The organism is Nitrospinaceae bacterium, from assembly GCA_018669005.1.
Lineage (GTDB): Bacteria > UBA8248 > UBA8248 > UBA8248 > UBA8248 > UBA8248.
This window is the reverse complement of sequence record JABJAL010000030.1, coordinates 1-15,653: the sequence shown is the minus strand read 5'-3', so window position 1 is coordinate 15,653 and position 15,653 is coordinate 1. Positions and strand designations below refer to the sequence as shown.

Genomic DNA, 15,653 nt, shown 5'->3' with positions numbered 1-15,653 from the left:
GAGAATAAGCGCTAAACAAAAGCCCCCCCGGCTCGGATGAGTCGGGGGCTTTATGTTTATCGGAATCAAGATTAATCTAAGGTAATTCCAGAGTCATACAATACCGCGCGGCTTAAACTGATTAATTCTGCTCCATCAGAACACAATTCCCGCATATGCCCTTCAATCTCTAATTTATTATCAGGGAATTTTTTCCAGTGATTGACCAACAACCCCATAATTCCAATCCAGATGATTCTTTTTCTTAAGTGAAATATTTCGTTCAAATGTAAATCGGAAATCATATTTTTAGCTTTTTTAATCTGGGTAGGTTTCAAACCATTTCTAGCTAAAATCTCACCGGTGACCAGATCAAATTTGAAATAAATCTCCGGTCTATGTGCAACCTTCAAAGAACAGGGATTGACATACCCAAAGGAAGGCCATTTATTCCATTTCAAGTTATTACAATTATGACAAGAAAATATCCAATTTTCCCATTCATAGACTAACTTCGGAAATTTACTTATAGGTTGGAAGTGATCCACTTCTCCCCGGCACGATTCTTCACAATACCCACAAATCTCACCGAATGGCGTCTTTAAATCCTCAATAAAATCCCGCCAATGCTTATCCGTTGGCCTTTTACCATTTCTGTTAGTGTAAAAATGGATCCATTTTGGGGTATATTTTTTTCGGATTGATTTTAATTTCGGAGGTTCGCTGCCACGATTGACCCGTTTCATTGAAAGCGGATCATACTTTCTTGGTTTTAGATTTTAGCGACTTATTGATTTTTTTTTGAGATATTTTTCTTTTTAGGGAATTTCTTTTCTCATCCCTCACCAGATCAGCTAAAAAATCCTCTGTTTCCTTTAATCCCTTTCCGGTCGGCCCCGAAATCATTGCTTCATGCGTAAATTCCCTAAGTTTCTCAAGTTCAATTTTTTCTTTTTTTGTTAGTTTCGAACGATTCCTTAATTCTCCTAATCGCTTAAGTTGGTCAGCAGTTTTTAAGTCAGTAGGACTTTTCAAACTCATAAAGGAATGAAGAATTTCATCAGCGGACCATCCTGAAATATCTTCGGTATTGCGAGAAATGGCAATATCACCCTTTTTATTTCTGTCGAAAAGATGAATTTGTCCCTCGCGAAGACCGGTCAGCATCAAAGGAGAGTGCGTGGAAAAGAAAATTTGAAGATTCGGAAGGTACTTTGTTAATGTAGGGATTATCCGTCTTTGCCACGCTGGATGCATATGTGCATCTATTTCATCAATGAAAGCAACAGCTGGACTATCTAAAAACCCCTTTTCAAAATCATAATACTCACCATAAGCCATGACCAAATGCGTCAGCCATTGAACAACTGACTGAGTTCCCTGACTCAAACAATTCAATGGCAATTCACCATCCGGGGTATCAAACAAAGGGAACAATCCTTCAGAATCTTCGTCAATCTTTATGTACCTTACAGGATATCCCTCCGTAATTTCCGATGCCATCGCAGACATAATCTCAATTGCGTTAAGAATTTCTTTATTCTTATGTCGATATGCACGATAATCCAATTCTATTAATCGTTGAATAATGTCTTGATCTTCTATCGACGATGACAAAGGCTCAATTAATTTATCTCTTTTTTCCAATTCTTTTACAGTGATGTCATTCCAAACATTTTCATCGACCTCTAAATTTCCTTTTACCCCTAAATCCTTTGGTCCACCTGATCTGAAATCCGTACCTAATCTTATCGCAGGTATAATTACAGAGAATCCGATTTGCCTGAGAATATTTCCAATCATGTTACCTTTATTTTTATCGCCCATATTAATAGGAAAACTACCTGAATAACTAAACTTTCTTTTCCTTTTCTTATTTCTAATTACAATACTCCAAGTAGGAGTTTTTCCAGTAAACAATTTCGGGGGAATCACAAATGGATAAAGCACAATATCAGCAAGCGCAAATAGTGTTGTGGATTTTCCGGAATTATTGGGCCCAATGAAACAATTCACATGATCATCAAATTCGAACGTGGCTTTTTTGATTGGGCCTAAATTTGAAAATTCAAACTCTGAAATAGGCATCTCATCACCTTACATAAAATTTCAGTCCAAGTTGACAATGTAAATACATAGGACATGTGAATGCATCATAATTTCATCTACATTAATACTGCAACTAAGGCTCTCCCTCTATTACACACCGGTCTCCAACAACTCCAGACTCGTTTCCTAAATAATACGAACTAAAGTTTAACAGAAACTGCCCTGAGAGGCTCCGCTCCTGGCAAGAATATCCTCTCCTAATACGCATCATCATCGGGCTGCTCGTCCGGCGTTTCCTCACCGGCGGCAACACCCTTTAGGCCCCAAGCGGTGTCTTTGGCATAGATGTAGACAAGGTCTTCCCCCGGCTCGGCGGCGGTGAGGTGGGTCGCTCATGACAATGAGCGAATGAATCTCCTTCATTCAGGGCCGAAACCTAAAGGCAAATACATTCGCGCACCTTCGTGCGCGAGGCCGCCGGGGCCAACGATGTCGGTTTTGCCGTCAATCTCGGCGCGGGCGCGGCCCGAGATGATGTAGTGAAACTCCTCGCTCGGGTGGTGGTGGGGCTCGGAACCCGTGCCCCCTTCCATAAAACGCAGGCCAAAAAAGATGCGCTCCCCCTTGATGGTGGGCCCGTGGGCGGTGGAAAGCGTCGGGTTGTGGCGAACATCGGGAAGCTCATCAAAGCGGTAAACAGGCATGGCAGCTCCTTAAAAAGGGGGTTAGAAATTTCAATTTGTCTGTTTGAGGATACGATATCAAGAGAAAAAATCTTTGCTCTTTTTTGTGAGCGAGAAGATGAGCTACTTATTTAAGCCCTTCCTCGATGATGCGCTGCATGGCGCGGTCATTGGCCTCGGAGATTTTCCTCGCCGCGCCTGCCAGCCGGCTCATTAATTTAAAATGAGAAAAAAAGCGGCACGCATAGCGAGGCGGCGCGGGTAAAACGCTTTTGGCTGGCGCAATTTCAGAAACTTCGTGCGCCGTTAGCCATTGTTTTTCATCGGGGGGAAGGGTTTCCACCTCATCCCACAAAAGGCGCATTTGCTCGTCATGGGCTGAAATGCTTTTGGGGTTTTGTTTTCGGGGCATGGGCATCTCTCCCGCGAATATCTTGTCAGGCCAAGGCTCGACAAAGGCGGGGTCTTATTTGGCTTTTCGCCCGCCGCCGCCGCCCCGTTTGATGGGCGCCTGGGTCATGGCCGTGGCCGCGGCTTTTTTATCTGCGGGCGTATGTTTTTTGGCCACCTCGGCCGATTTTTTGTTCTCAAGGAGCTGCTTTAGATTTGACGCCGGTTTTTTGTCTGTTTGTTTTTTATTTTTTTGATTCTTGCTTTTTGCCATTTTGAATCCTCAATTTCGGGGCATCTGTTTATTTTTGCGGCTGGCTTATCAACGCGCCATACAAGCCCGTATGTACCACCATTGCCGCTGTTTTCATACACGGGGGGGATTGATGCCCGGGAAAATGACAAAGCCCTTGCTCTTATTCCGAGCGCCCTCACCCTACCCCTCTCCCAGGGGGAGAGGGAATCTTTAACGCCTTCTCCCTCCGGGGGAAGGTTGGGATGGGGGAGAACCTTTAAATTTTTCAAAATTTATTTCAAGGCAAGAATCTTCGCCCAGCGCGCTATTTAATACGCCTCATCCTCGGGCGGCTCGTCCCCCGCCGCCTCGCCTGCGCGAACACCTTTTAGGCCCCAGGGGGTCGCTCATGACGATGAGCGAATGGTTTCCCTGCACGCGGCGCGCTATTTAATACGCCTCATCCTCGGGCGGCTCGTCCCCAGCCGCCTCGCCTGCGCGAACACCTTTTAGACCCCAGGAGGTGTCTTTTACATAGAGATAGACAAGGTCGGCGCCCGGCTCGGCGGCGGTGTGGTGCGCAATATTGGGCAGAATGTGGCATACCTCGCCAGGCCCCGCGTGGTGGATTTCACCCTCGATGGTGGCGCGCAGGCGGCCCGAGATGATGTAGAGAAACTCCTCACACGGGTGGTGATGGGGGTCCGAGCTTGTGCCGGCCGTTTTTGTGCGCAGGCCAAAAAAAATGCGCTCGCCCTTTATCGTCGGGCCATGAGCGGTGGAAAGATCCGGGTTGTGGCGAACATCGGGCAGCTCATCAAAGCGGTAAACAGGCATGGAGGCTCCTTAAATGAGGAGGTGTGCTGAAAAATGTATTTTCGTATGTGGGCCAGAATATCATATTGTAAAATAATTGGTTAACTTATCCGAGAAATCCTCACTCCCAAGCTTTCGAAACGTGCCCTTTTATTGATATATTCCGCCTATTGACGGCAAATTATATCCATCGCTCTTAAGCGAGGCGCTATGACGACTGAAGTGACGAAACCGAAAATACTAATTATCGAGGACTCGCGAGAAACCTCGCTGGTCATGACGCGTCTGCTTGAAGCTGAATATGAAATTGCGGTCACCGAGCGCGGAGAGGTTGGCTTGAGCCTCACTAAAAGCTTCCAGCCCGATCTGGTGCTTCTTGATATTGGCTTACCCGACATCGACGGCTACGAGGTATGCGAAAAAATAAAAGACGATCCCGACACGAAAAACATATCTGTCGTCTTCATCACCTCAAAAGATGACTCGTTGGGCGAGGGGAAGGGCCTCAGGCTCGGGGCGATTGACTACATCATTAAGCCCTTCAGTTACTTCACCTTTAGGGCCCGACTCAAAAACCATGTCGAGTTCAAGCGAAACCGCGATGAGCTCGCACGCCTCGCAGTCCAGGATGGGCTGACCGGCATCTCGAACCGGCGCCGATTCGATGAGTATATCGAGAATGAATGGCCCCGCGCCGTGCGTAGTAAATCTCCGATTTCACTGATTCTGGCGGATATCGATTTTTTCAAAGGCTACAATGATAACTATGGCCACCTCTTGGGCGATGATTGCCTCTGCTCAGTGGCGAGGGCGCTCTCATCGAGCCTGAAAAGACCCGCCGATTTGATGGCGCGCTATGGGGGCGAGGAGTTCGCCTGCATAATGCCGGATACCGATGCAAGTGGCGCAGTCGGCATTGCTAACGAAATGCGCATTCAAGTAGCCGTGCTGGGTATCCCGCACGAACACTCAGATGTGGCCTCTCACGTAACGGTAAGTGCTGGCGTGGCGACATTGACCCCCGAGAGGGACTCAAGGGCAAGCGACCTGATCAACCTGGCCGATGAGTGCCTCTACAAGGCAAAAAAGAACGGCCGAAATCAGGTTCATAACTTAGTGAAAGTCTAACCACCCTACCGACAACGCACCCCGACAGACACACCGCATCACCCGCAAATAAAGACCTAACCCCTCCATATCTCAATTGCTTACTTGCGGGAACATTTCACCCTTTTGGCACGGGCACCTCGTCGGGCCATTCGTCCACGACGCGCTGGAGATAAGCCTTCAGATTAGCCGGGTCAATACTGACCGATGTTTTTATCTTGTTGACCTCGCTGGTCTCCTCAATGGGGAAGCGCAACGAATCCTGCACACGGTTCGAAAGGTTAAACAGAGCGGTGGCTGCAGTTAATTCAACAAGCTCCGGATCGGAGAACTCCTTGCGAACGATCTCGTAAACATCATCGCGGTCCTTGGCAGTGTTCAGGGTGACGTGCTCGGCCCAAAGAACAGCAGCCCGCTCGCGGGCGCTCAGGTGGGGCGAAGTCATATAGTCGTCCCCTGATATGGCTTCCATCTGATCGTCGGTAATTCCCGCAGCTTGACCAAGCGCGGTATTGTGCGTGATTCAGTAGTTACAAGTGTTAATCTGGCTGGTCTTTATGATGCACATCTCTTTTATCTTGCAGGTCAGCACCCCGCCGGCGCCCTCGCGCTGGAGGGCGGCAGTGAAGGCGAGTTGAAGCTTGGCGATGTGAGGAATGTGCGCCCAGGCGCGAGCGGAGTTGGGAATGCGGCCCCGGAACCGCTCGGTGGCCTCAAAAAATTTTGCCTGCTCCCCCTCGGCTGTGGCCGGGTCGATGAGTTCTACGCGTGCTGTCATGGAATTGCCCCCTTTTTATGAGAAAAATCCTGGAATGATGTCGAACAGATTCATCCGCTTGGATGTAATCGATTTTGGATAACTCAACTTTAGCATGCAAAACAATTTCAAACTGCTCCTATATTTCTACTAGGGTTTGTCGCACTAAAAAAGGCGCCCACCCCCAAATTCTGGCGCAATATCGTCCTCAAACTTCTGATTTAACACGTCTTACCAAAAACATCCCAATTGAATATATTTCTATCCTGAACTCCCTTGCGCTCAACCATAAAATTTACTATATTCATTATCATCAGTATATTTACTAATTGTGAAGATTTTACTATCACTATTATAATAACCATTTCACACACTAGAGCGGGCAGAGCATTTTCCTGCTTTCTAGGTAGATGAAAAGACTGAACTGAGGAGATAGGCAATATGTTTCTAACAGATGTATCGATGATTCCAATAATCGCGATACTGCTCATTTTCATAGCGCGGGTGTGGTTCAAGAGTGAATATTACAATTTCGTCGGCGGCCAGCCCGCGCATTACGTGGGCTACTACCGCTCCCATCGACCGACAATCGGCTAGGGCTCTACCTGCAGGGTAAGTACTGTTTCGACTGGAGCATCGAAGGTAAGCTCATTGACGTTCAGGGCCGCCCGAGCATGGCGGCCTTTTTCCTCGCCCAGCAGTTCGACGAGAAGATCTGAGGCCCCGTTGACAACCCAGGGGGCTTTATTGAAGCCCGGTGCGCTATTGACGTAACCAACTAGACGCACGACGCGCACGATTCTGTCAAGATCGCCAAGAACAGCTTTTGCCATAGTGAGATGATTCAGCGTACACAGCCTGGCAGACGCGTAGCCCTCCTCGACAGTAAGCTCGGCACCAAGCTTTCCCTGAAAAGGAAGCGTGTCCTTTATCTTACCGATGGTTCCCGAGAGAAAAAGCACCTCACCCACCAAAACACCCGGAATATAGTTTGCCACGGCATCTGGCATTGGGGGCAACTCAAGGCCAAGTTCTCCGAGGCGCTCCTCAAGGTTCATTCAGGAAAAATCCTTTAGTCCCTTAACAAGCAGCGTACGAAATGGCCCGGAGACACTTCCTTCAGCTCAGGCTCTGCCTGGCGGCAGTTGTCCACCACCTCGTTGCAACGTGGGTTGAAGTAACAGCCCGTGGGCAGGCGGTGGAGACTCGGCACGATGCCAGGGATCTCCTGAAGACGAACCTTTTCGGTATCTGTGGTTGAAGTGCGTAGCTTGGGAACTGAGTTGAGGAGTCCTATGGTGTAAGGGTGAAGTGGGTTGGCAAAGATCTCGTCGATCGGCGCCTCCTCGACGATTTTGCCAGCATACATAACAACAACGCGTTGGCAGGTCTCGGCAATGAGGCCCAGGTCGTGGGTGATCATGATAATGGCGGTTCCAAGTTCGTCCTTAAGTTTGTACAACAAATCGAGTATCTGGGCCTGGATCGTCACGTCGAGCGCCGTCGTGGGCTCGTCGGCCAGGAGGATGCTCGGATTGCACGAAAGTGCCATGGCGATCATCGCCCGCTGGCGCATACCGCCCGAGAGCTGATGGGGATACTCCTTAATCCGCTGGAACGGCAAGGGGATTCCCACGAGGTCAAGCATCTCAGCCGACTTGTTGAGAGCATCTTTTTTTGAGAGCCCCTGATGGAGCATTACGGCCTCGGCAATCTGAAAGCCAATGGTGAAAACCGGGTTCAGACTCGTCATGGGCTCCTGGAAGATCATCGAAATCTCGTTACCCCGAATCTTCCTGAGATCATTCGTCTTCATTTTAGTCAAATCTTGACCCTTGAAGTGGATACCACCACCGGAAATGCGACCAGGCGGCGTGGGAATGAGCCGCAGAATCGAGAGCGCAGTGACAGACTTGCCACAACCCGACTCGCCCACCACGCCTAGTGTCTCACCTGCCTTGAGTGAATACGAAACCCCGTCTACTGCCTTCACAACACCATCGGGCGTGTGAAAGTGTGTTTTAAGGTCACGAAGTTCTAGAATGGTTTCACCGCCGCCGTTCTGCGCAGGGGACATCTGGTTGCTCCTATAAGCTAAGGGCTTGCCGTTATTAGACTGAGATAGTAACTGGATTATATGAATCTCTGCCCCACTCTGTCTACCTCCCAAGTCTAATAGACCATACAAGTGATTTTGGGCCCCCGAGCCCGCGCTTGTCCCCCGCCCCGGCGGGTGGCATATTAAGTTGTTGTCGGCGCTATTCCACCGGCTGCCAGGGAGATGATTCCAATGAAATGCCTAGGCGCATATTTTACCCTCGTTATAGCCCTCAGCCTCACTGTTGTCGGTTGCAGTGGAGGGCGCAATGCCGACATCGGAGCGAGTTTCGCTGCGCCAAGTGGGGTCGTTTCACGAACATCGCAAAAGATCAGCGCCCACCGTCTCAGGCGCATCGGGGTGGTCGCCTTCCGCAACGAGTCAGGGGTAGACAAAGCTGGCGTCCAGATCGCAAATATTTTTTATGAGGGGCTCAAACCCTCGGCCCGATTTGAGGTCCACCCCCCGCCCCCAACTGAAGACGATGAAATTGAACTTGAGTTTCGCCTGCACGGGGCTCGGAGCGAGGGAATACGAAACCAGGCCAGCGACTCCGCCTGGCTCAAGGACAAGGTCAACAAATTCGTTTCCACAGTTCAACCCTACCTGACGAACATCGAAATCGTTTATCCCGGAGAATATTTTGAGGGCCGAATCGAGGCCCCCAAAAAGAAAATCACAATTGACACGGTGGCCAAGTCCTCTGACAAGGTCGGCAATGAACCGCCACTTGATGCCGTACTCACCGGAGTCATCACAAAATTCAGGAACCGCTCGGGAGGCCCCTTCGCTGGCGATAAGGGCTCCCACGTCACATATACTGCCTATCTCGTCAGCACGAAAAACGGCGAAATTCTATGGGAAGCCACATTCAACGAAGAGCAGATATACCTGCTCGACAACCTGCTCCTGCTCCCCCGCTATGCTGCAAACGGCTTCATATGGCAGCGCAGCGATCAGCTTGCTCGGAGTGGGCTCAAGCGCGTCCTCGCCACCTTTCCTGGACTCAGAGAAAAAATTGAGGAAAAACCCTAGCTACCAAGGAAATCACTCCTGGCTAGATGCATCTCACACTCAGGATGCCAGCTGCGTTCAAGTCCGCCACACACCGACAATTTAGACCCCGATGGCAATGGTTTTGAACATTTTCGATGTCCGCTAGCGGCGCTCTTTAACAACCCCGAACCCCAAAAACGCTCAGATATTGAAAAAGAGGCTCAAACTCACGGAAAATACGTATTTTTCCATTTATGGCCTTGCGCCGGGCAGCACTATACAAATACAATAAAAACAATTAGTTCTTCAGCGTCTCTCTCCGCCGCGGGAAATGCATGGACATGGCGTTTGTTTGCCGCCTTTGGCTCCCTCCCCGCACATCCTGGGTATTATCGTATTTTCTAGCGGGAATGCTGTCTTTGCCCTCCGCCATATGGGCCGGTCAGGCTGCGCCCGCGCCCGGAGACGCCCCGCCGCCAATAACGGGCGACATTACCCAAACAACTCTCCCCCCCCTGCGAAGGGAGAACATCGACCCCCTCAGGCGGGGGACAAAGATGTCCGCCGAGGAAGCTAGACTCAGCCGCTTGCGGTGCCTGCGCGCAGATTACATCGTCAAGCAGGCAAATGAGTTCAACGACGAAAGCCGTCTAACCGTCCAGTACTTCAAGCAGGCACTCGATCTTTGCTCCGGTCATCCCGAAGCCAACTTTCGCATGGGTGTCATCGCATACCATCAAGAACAAACAAACTCCGCGATTGACTCTTTTCAAAGATCGATCAAAAGCGATCCCGACTTCGTGGACGGCTACTACAACCTCGGAATCATCAACCGGCTGCAAAAAAAACCGGCCAAAGCCCGTGGATTTTTTAAAAAAGCAATTCGCATCGATCCTGGGGACGCGCTTTCTCTCTACAACCTAGGCGTTTTGCAATACTCGACCCTTGAGCGACTCAAGGCCCAAGAATCCTTCAAGCGCTCCATTAAATCAGACCCGGACCTCGCCGAGCCACACTTTTTCCTCGGCGCCATGTATCAAGAACACGGAGAGCGCCAAAAAGCCAAACAGGCGCTTCAAATGACACTGCGATTGAACTCGAAACTGGCGCTGCCGCGTGTGTTCCTATCGGCCATCCTCGAAACCGAAGGAGAAAGCCAGGCAGCGCAACGCGAACTCGACCAGGCCATCACCATTAGCCCCGCCTCGGTGAACGTTGGTTATGGACTCGAGGAATTTTATTTCAAGGAAGGGAAAAGCAACAACATCCTCACCCACGTCAGGGAGCGAAAGACGAAAAGGACCGAGGCGCAGGTCGCCGATGCCGAACCGGCCGCAGAGATCGAATCAACGGACATAGAGAAAAATTCCAAATCCGTCACTGAACTACCTGGTAGGAGGATGCCCAAAACCTCGAGTAGTTCCCGAATGGAGGGCGGCGAGGCAAAAGAGGAATTCATCCCCTCCGAGAACAGCCGCGAGGCAAGAGAAACCAAAAAAATCGAGAAAACCGAGGTCCGGCTCAGAGCCGGTACCCCAGGCGTTTACCGGGTTCGTTCCAGAGACACCGTCGCCAAAATCGCCCGGCGCTACGGAACGACTGTGGCCGTTTTGATGGGCCTCAACACCACCCGGATTGAGCACCCCTCCATCCTCGATTCTGGTACAAACATTCGAGTCCCTGTCAATAAATCCAAATCAAAAAAACGGCGGCGCGTAAAAAAATCAAAACGTAGACGCACAAAAAAGACGGCCAGAAAAAAAAGAAGCCGACGCCGTAGCACCAAAAACACCTACCGGATAAAACGCGGCGACACGCTGGCCAAGGTGGCTCGCCGCTATAAAACCAACGTCAAAACGCTCATGGGGCTCAACCGGTCGGTCATCGAGCACCCCAGCATGCTCGACGTGGGCATGCGGATAAAGGTGCCCGGCTCGCGGAAATCGAAGGTGCGAAAAAAGAAAGTTACCCGAAAAAAACGACGGGCGAAGAAACGAACGGCAAAAAAATCCACGGATACGCTAACCACAAAGAGAAAGACCCGAGGCACCAACTAATTCTTAATCACCAGACACCTTTTCAAGACCCCAAGGGCATTTCCTAAGCACCGGGCAGGAGACACAGGCTGGCCCGCGTGCTCTACAACACTGCCTGCCATGGTGAATCATGAGGAGAGAGAACTTTCTCCACCATTTTTTAGGCACCCGCTCCATGATTTCAAATTCAGCCTTCACCGGATCGCGAGTGGCGATCCATCCGAGACGGGCGCCTGTCCTCAAAACATGGGTATCGACCGCGATGGCTGGCAGACCAAATGCCTCGTTGAGGACGACATTCGCCGTTTTCCGCCCGACACCAGCAAGCTGGACCAAATCATCCATCTGCCGGGGTACTTGGCCGCCATGGCGCTCGGAGATGACCTTGCAGCAGGAGCGAATAGATTTGGTTTTCTGGCGATAGAATCCGAGAGAATAGATGATTTTCTCGATATCCCCTTGTCGAGAGGCCGCAAATGTTTCAGCCGTCGGATATTGGCGAAACAGCGCAGGCGCAACCTTATTGACCCTCACGTCGGTACACTGGGCCGAGAGAATGGTGGCAATGAGCAACTGTAGCGGAGTTTCATATCTTAATTCGCACTTCACCTCTCCGTAGGTTTTCTCCAGTATTTTCAAGACCCCTGAGGGAGGCGATGCTTTCGGCACGATATCCTTTCCTCTTCACTTCGGGGATGCCTCTACCCAGCTCGCCGATATTGGGCAGAGCATCTTTCCAAACGTTGGGGATTCGGTCTAGAATCGGCCCCGCTTCGAGTGAATGATCTATAGCCCGGACAAGGAGACAAATTCATGGCAGAGCCAAAGATAGCGCAGAAAAAACCCTACCACTACACGGCCACGGTCGACGCTAAGGTTGCCTGGTGCGCCTGCGGCCTAAGTGCGCGGCAACCGTTTTGCGACGGTGCGCACAAGGGAGGTGAATTCAAGCCAGTTATAATGGACGTCACGGCGGGCGAGGCGTATAAATTTTGCGGGTGCAAAAATTCCGCTAACGGCGCATTGTGCGATGGGGCCCATAAAAATCTTTAGCGCATATTAAAATTTTGCGCGTGTAGCTCAGAGGATAGAGCGCCTGCCTCCGGAGCAGGAAGTCGCAGGTTCGACTCCTGCCACGCGCACCATTTAGAATAAGCTCTTGTCATGATTGACCCTATATTTCGAAGACATCTCGTGAGGTCAATGTAAGGCAAGTGGGTATGAAGTAGGGCCGCCAGAAATGGCGGCCTCCTTTCTTTATAGCCTGTCCATGGCGAATTCCTAATCAAACTATGTGGGGCCAGAGTAATAGGACATAGACAATCCTCCGCCTGCACCATACAACCACACCGACCTGTACATAGTGAATTAACAATTCGCCATGTACACCGTGATAGATTGAATCTTAAATAACCCCATTGAGAAACGCGGCCTAATGGTAGGCTGATAGCTTAGAAACCAGGAAGGGGCAGCAAAGCCGCATAATTTCAGAAAAAACTCTTCTGCCCTGCGGCATATCCAAACACCGAGGGCCATCCTGAATGGATTCGGCGAAAAATATCAAGATTACCGCCATTGCCGCGAGCCACGGCGTCAATTCATTCTACATCCATTTCCTGACGCCAATTATCCCGATCATCGCCAAGGAATTTAATCTGAACTATGTGGAAGTCGGCATCATTACGGCTCTTTATGCTTTTGCCAACGGTATTTTTCAATTCCCCATTTCATTTCTGGGCGACTATCTCGGGCGATGGCGCACAGTTTTAACCGTCTCGCTCCTTGTGCAATCCCTCCCCGTTTTCCTCTTCGGCTTTTCCCCGACATACGGCGTGTTTCTGGTTTTCGTCTTTATCAGCGGGCTGGGATGCTCGGCCTTTCACCCCCCGGCAATTGCGCTCATTACCCGAGAGAGCCCCGACCGGCGCGGCTTCACCATGGCGATTTTCGCGGGCGGCAGCGATGTCGGGAGCACTCTCACCCCTGTCATCGTGGGATGGGTGACGGTCTATTTCTCCAGCTGGCGTATGGCCGCCCACTTGGCACTGATTCCGGGGGTGATCATGGCGATAATTGTCTGGCGCTTATTCTACGACATTCAACGCGACGAGCGCCCGATGAAACAGGCCGCGAAGGCGACACTGAGCTCCCTCATCAGGAACAAACCCTTGATGCTTCTGGTCTCTCTCTCCAGCCTCCGCATCACCGGGGTTAGGGGCCTAATGACCTTCCTCCCGCTTCTTCTGGCGCAAAATTTCGGCTTCGACACTCAGAGCATCGGCTGGGCCATCACCTCTTACTTCATCGTGGGCACGGTGATGACGATCATCGTAGGCCGCTGGTCGGACAGGGGGAGCAAGACGTTGTTCATCCTTGTCTTGACGATGCTCTGCGGGGTGGCGATGGCTTCCATTTCGATGGTGACGACGACGGTCGGCGTGATATGCGCCATCGTCGCTGTGAGCGCTCTTCTCTCGCCGGTGCCGATACTGGTGCTCGCCATGGGAACCGAACTTGTGGAAGAAAGGAAGCGCGCCAGCGCCATCGGCCTCGTTTATGCCACCAATGCCGGGGCGAGTACGGTATCGCCCCTCATCGGCGGACTCATTGCCGAGGCCGTGAGCCTGCGATTTTCGTTTCTTTTCTTTGCCGTGCTGTTCGGCTTAGCGAGCGTTATCGCTTTCTTTCTTCACAGAATGAGTGAAAATCTTAATACCCCCGCACCGGAGGGCGCCGCATGAGCGGGGGAGCGAAGTCCGGAGTCTCAACACACCAGCACCGACCTACACCGCCCCTTCAGTCGCGTTTGCAGATACCCTGAGCAACTTTCTTGTTCGATCTGATCCCCCCTAATATCCTCCAAAGAAAGTTCGGATCGCAGGGGATCTTAAATCAAGCCAAGTTTTCTATAGGTCGATTTTCATTTTTTTACTGATCGTTAGCGGCAAACTCCCTATGTAGTGCTTCTCAGTTCCTTTGCTTGAAATGGGGGGGGGGCACCCTCAAGCAAAATCCTCTCATTCGGACGATCCGACATGAGGGGGACAGGTCAGTGAGCCGCTCCTCATCGCCTCTCCACCATTTTCGTGAGATAATGAGTTTTTACACTTCCCTTTGCTATCGGTGGACTATTTGCTCGAACTTCTAGACCCCAACACATTAGCACTGATAGGTGCCCTTTTCATCGCCTCGGCCCGCACCCTATACCGAGGAGCCTTGAACACCCTGAGTCCATCCGCGACCACCCTAATGTCCCTTCTCGTTACTGCTGCTTTCTCATGGGGCTACTATTTCCTCACCGGTCGCGTGGAAAACTGGCCGCTCAGGGGGGTTCTCTGGTTCGCAGCCGTGGGATTCACGAGCTCTCTCATCGCCCGCTATATGAGCTTCATTTCCATCAACCTCGTTGGGCTGGCCAGGGGCGCCGTAATCATCCAAACCAGCCTGATTTGGTCCGCAATCATGGCAGTGTATTTCCTAGGAGAGGACCTCAGCTGGGGGGTGGGCCTGGGCACCCTTTTGATCCTGTTCGGCTCCATACTCCTGGTTTCCGAAGGCGGCAAGGCGCTCAAAAACATTCCGTACCATTACTACCTTGTTCCCGCCTCGGTGGCTTTGTGCCTGGCTCTCGCCCATTTTTTCTTGAAATTAGGTTTCTTCTGGCTTCCCTCGGCCTCAGTGGGCATGGTTGTATCCACCTCAACGGCGCTAGTGCTAATTCTTGCCTTCCTCCCCTTCACGAAGGAGGGAATCCCACGCTCCTGGGAGCTCCGCCCGACGATTTTTGTCATGCTGGGGGGCGCTACAAACGCAATGGCCGGGGTATTGTTTCTGTCCGCCATCAAAACAGGAAAGCTCGTCGAAGTGATTCCGATAAACCGCCTCTCGGTGCTGCTCATCATTTTTTTCTCGTGGCTTTTTTTCCGAAAACAGGAGGTCATTTCGCGGCGGGTAATTTTTGGCGGTATCCTCTCAGTCATGGGGGCCTGGATTATCGTATCGATATGAGGAAGATAGCTGGGCATTGAGGAGGCCAGTAGGTGAGGACTGCCCACACACGTTGTTATTCTATGGCTTAGAGGGCCTTATATCGCCTAAAATGTAATTCGTGCTCCAAATATCGGCCTGTACTCCAAGAATATTGGCTACCCGCGTCTGAACTATAAATGAGGATGTCAGGTCCCGCGCCGCCGAACTCCGCACAAAAAAAGAGATCTAGTTGCACATAGGTTACAGAGCAAAAATCAAACATGAAAAAAGGGGTACGGAATAACCGCAACCCTTTAATTTTATTTAGTGGGCGGGACAGGGATCGGACCTGCGAGCTTAGAACAGATCATTTACAGAAGGTCGTTTCACGCTATACTGAAATCACCGAATCAACTATGTGGGAAATGTCGATGATGAAGAATTTATCGATGAAAAGAAAACAAAAAATGGGAAAGCGTCTTCGGGAGTTGAGGGAGTCTCTGGGGCTTAACCAGCGGAAATTTGCTAACACGGCAGG

General features: G+C 50.8%; 18 protein-coding genes and 1 tRNA gene. 8 read left to right on the top strand and 11 right to left on the bottom strand.

Annotation, left to right across the window (positions count from 1 at the left end; all coding sequences use genetic code 11):
* Positions 1-71: 71 nt before the first annotated feature.
* The 6 genes from HOJ95_04275 to HOJ95_04250 all read right to left on the bottom strand — a co-directional run bounded on the left by HOJ95_04275 (position 72) and on the right by HOJ95_04250 (position 4,173).
* Positions 72-725, bottom strand: coding sequence for a TIGR02646 family protein (locus HOJ95_04275; protein ID MBT6393898.1), 654 nt, complete (start codon positions 723-725; stop codon positions 72-74).
* 10 nt (positions 726-735) lie between these two features.
* Positions 736-2,067, bottom strand: coding sequence for an ATP-binding protein (locus HOJ95_04270; protein MBT6393897.1), 1,332 nt, complete (start codon positions 2,065-2,067; stop codon positions 736-738).
* A gap of 380 nt (positions 2,068-2,447) precedes the next feature.
* Positions 2,448-2,732 (bottom strand): cupin domain-containing protein, encoded by a 285-nt coding sequence (locus tag HOJ95_04265; GenBank protein ID MBT6393896.1) that lies wholly within the window; start codon positions 2,730-2,732, stop codon positions 2,448-2,450.
* A 106-nt stretch (positions 2,733-2,838) separates the two neighbouring features.
* Positions 2,839-3,123 carry a hypothetical protein gene (locus tag HOJ95_04260; protein ID MBT6393895.1) on the bottom strand — a complete coding sequence of 95 codons (285 nt, stop codon included), beginning with the start codon at positions 3,121-3,123 and terminating at the stop codon, positions 2,839-2,841.
* A 188-nt stretch (positions 3,124-3,311) separates the two neighbouring features.
* Positions 3,312-3,626 (bottom strand): hypothetical protein, encoded by a 315-nt coding sequence (locus HOJ95_04255; GenBank protein ID MBT6393894.1) that lies wholly within the window; start codon positions 3,624-3,626, stop codon positions 3,312-3,314.
* 160 nt (positions 3,627-3,786) lie between these two features.
* Positions 3,787-4,173, bottom strand: coding sequence for a cupin domain-containing protein (locus HOJ95_04250; GenBank protein ID MBT6393893.1), 387 nt, complete (start codon positions 4,171-4,173; stop codon positions 3,787-3,789).
* A gap of 189 nt (positions 4,174-4,362) precedes the next feature.
* Here HOJ95_04250 and HOJ95_04245 point away from each other — a divergent pair, with 189 nt between their 5' ends.
* On the top strand, positions 4,363-5,280 hold the full coding sequence (locus HOJ95_04245) for a diguanylate cyclase (GenBank protein MBT6393892.1): 918 nt from the start codon (positions 4,363-4,365) through the stop codon (positions 5,278-5,280).
* A 97-nt stretch (positions 5,281-5,377) separates the two neighbouring features.
* On the opposite strand, the gene HOJ95_04240 is transcribed toward HOJ95_04245, so the two are convergent.
* On the bottom strand, positions 5,378-5,731 hold the full coding sequence (locus HOJ95_04240; protein ID MBT6393891.1) for a carboxymuconolactone decarboxylase family protein: 354 nt from the start codon (positions 5,729-5,731) through the stop codon (positions 5,378-5,380).
* A gap of 51 nt (positions 5,732-5,782) precedes the next feature.
* Positions 5,783-6,037, bottom strand: a complete 255-nt coding sequence (locus HOJ95_04235) for a hypothetical protein (protein ID MBT6393890.1) — start codon at positions 6,035-6,037, stop codon at positions 5,783-5,785.
* A gap of 420 nt (positions 6,038-6,457) precedes the next feature.
* On the opposite strand from HOJ95_04235, the gene HOJ95_04230 reads away from it, so the two are divergent.
* Complete coding sequence (locus HOJ95_04230) at positions 6,458-6,613, top strand: hypothetical protein (GenBank protein ID MBT6393889.1); 156 nt, start codon at positions 6,458-6,460, stop codon at positions 6,611-6,613.
* Here the strand turns inward: HOJ95_04230 and HOJ95_04225 are convergent.
* Positions 6,610-7,074 (bottom strand): RidA family protein, encoded by a 465-nt coding sequence (locus tag HOJ95_04225; protein MBT6393888.1) that lies wholly within the window; start codon positions 7,072-7,074, stop codon positions 6,610-6,612. The genes HOJ95_04230 and HOJ95_04225 overlap by 4 nt on opposite strands.
* A 14-nt stretch (positions 7,075-7,088) precedes the next feature.
* Positions 7,089-8,093, bottom strand: a complete 1,005-nt coding sequence (locus HOJ95_04220; GenBank protein MBT6393887.1) for an ABC transporter ATP-binding protein — start codon at positions 8,091-8,093, stop codon at positions 7,089-7,091.
* A 213-nt stretch (positions 8,094-8,306) separates the two neighbouring features.
* On the opposite strand from HOJ95_04220, the gene HOJ95_04215 reads away from it, so the two are divergent.
* Together HOJ95_04215 and HOJ95_04210 are read left to right on the top strand one after the other, a co-directional pair.
* Positions 8,307-9,149: a hypothetical protein gene (locus tag HOJ95_04215; GenBank protein ID MBT6393886.1), complete on the top strand. Its 843-nt coding sequence runs from the start codon at positions 8,307-8,309 to the stop codon at positions 9,147-9,149.
* Between the two features lie 302 nt (positions 9,150-9,451).
* Positions 9,452-11,167 carry a tetratricopeptide repeat protein gene (locus HOJ95_04210; GenBank protein ID MBT6393885.1) on the top strand — a complete coding sequence of 572 codons (1,716 nt, stop codon included), beginning with the start codon at positions 9,452-9,454 and terminating at the stop codon, positions 11,165-11,167.
* A 3-nt stretch (positions 11,168-11,170) separates the two neighbouring features.
* On the opposite strand, the gene nth is transcribed toward HOJ95_04210, so the two are convergent.
* Positions 11,171-11,815 (bottom strand): endonuclease III, encoded by a 645-nt coding sequence (nth, locus tag HOJ95_04205; protein ID MBT6393884.1) that lies wholly within the window; start codon positions 11,813-11,815, stop codon positions 11,171-11,173.
* A 144-nt stretch (positions 11,816-11,959) separates the two neighbouring features.
* Here nth and HOJ95_04200 point away from each other — a divergent pair, with 144 nt between their 5' ends.
* From HOJ95_04200 to HOJ95_04185, 4 genes are all read left to right on the top strand, one after another.
* A complete protein-coding gene (locus tag HOJ95_04200; protein MBT6393883.1) occupies positions 11,960-12,199 on the top strand; it encodes a CDGSH iron-sulfur domain-containing protein in 240 nt (79 codons plus the stop codon).
* Positions 12,200-12,215: 16 nt separating this feature from the next.
* Positions 12,216-12,291 (top strand) — tRNA-Arg (locus tag HOJ95_04195).
* 396 nt (positions 12,292-12,687) lie between these two features.
* Complete coding sequence (locus HOJ95_04190; protein ID MBT6393882.1) at positions 12,688-13,887, top strand: MFS transporter; 1,200 nt, start codon at positions 12,688-12,690, stop codon at positions 13,885-13,887.
* 391 nt (positions 13,888-14,278) lie between these two features.
* Positions 14,279-15,154, top strand: coding sequence for a DMT family transporter (locus HOJ95_04185; GenBank protein ID MBT6393881.1), 876 nt, complete (start codon positions 14,279-14,281; stop codon positions 15,152-15,154).
* Positions 15,155-15,653 lie beyond the last annotated feature (499 nt).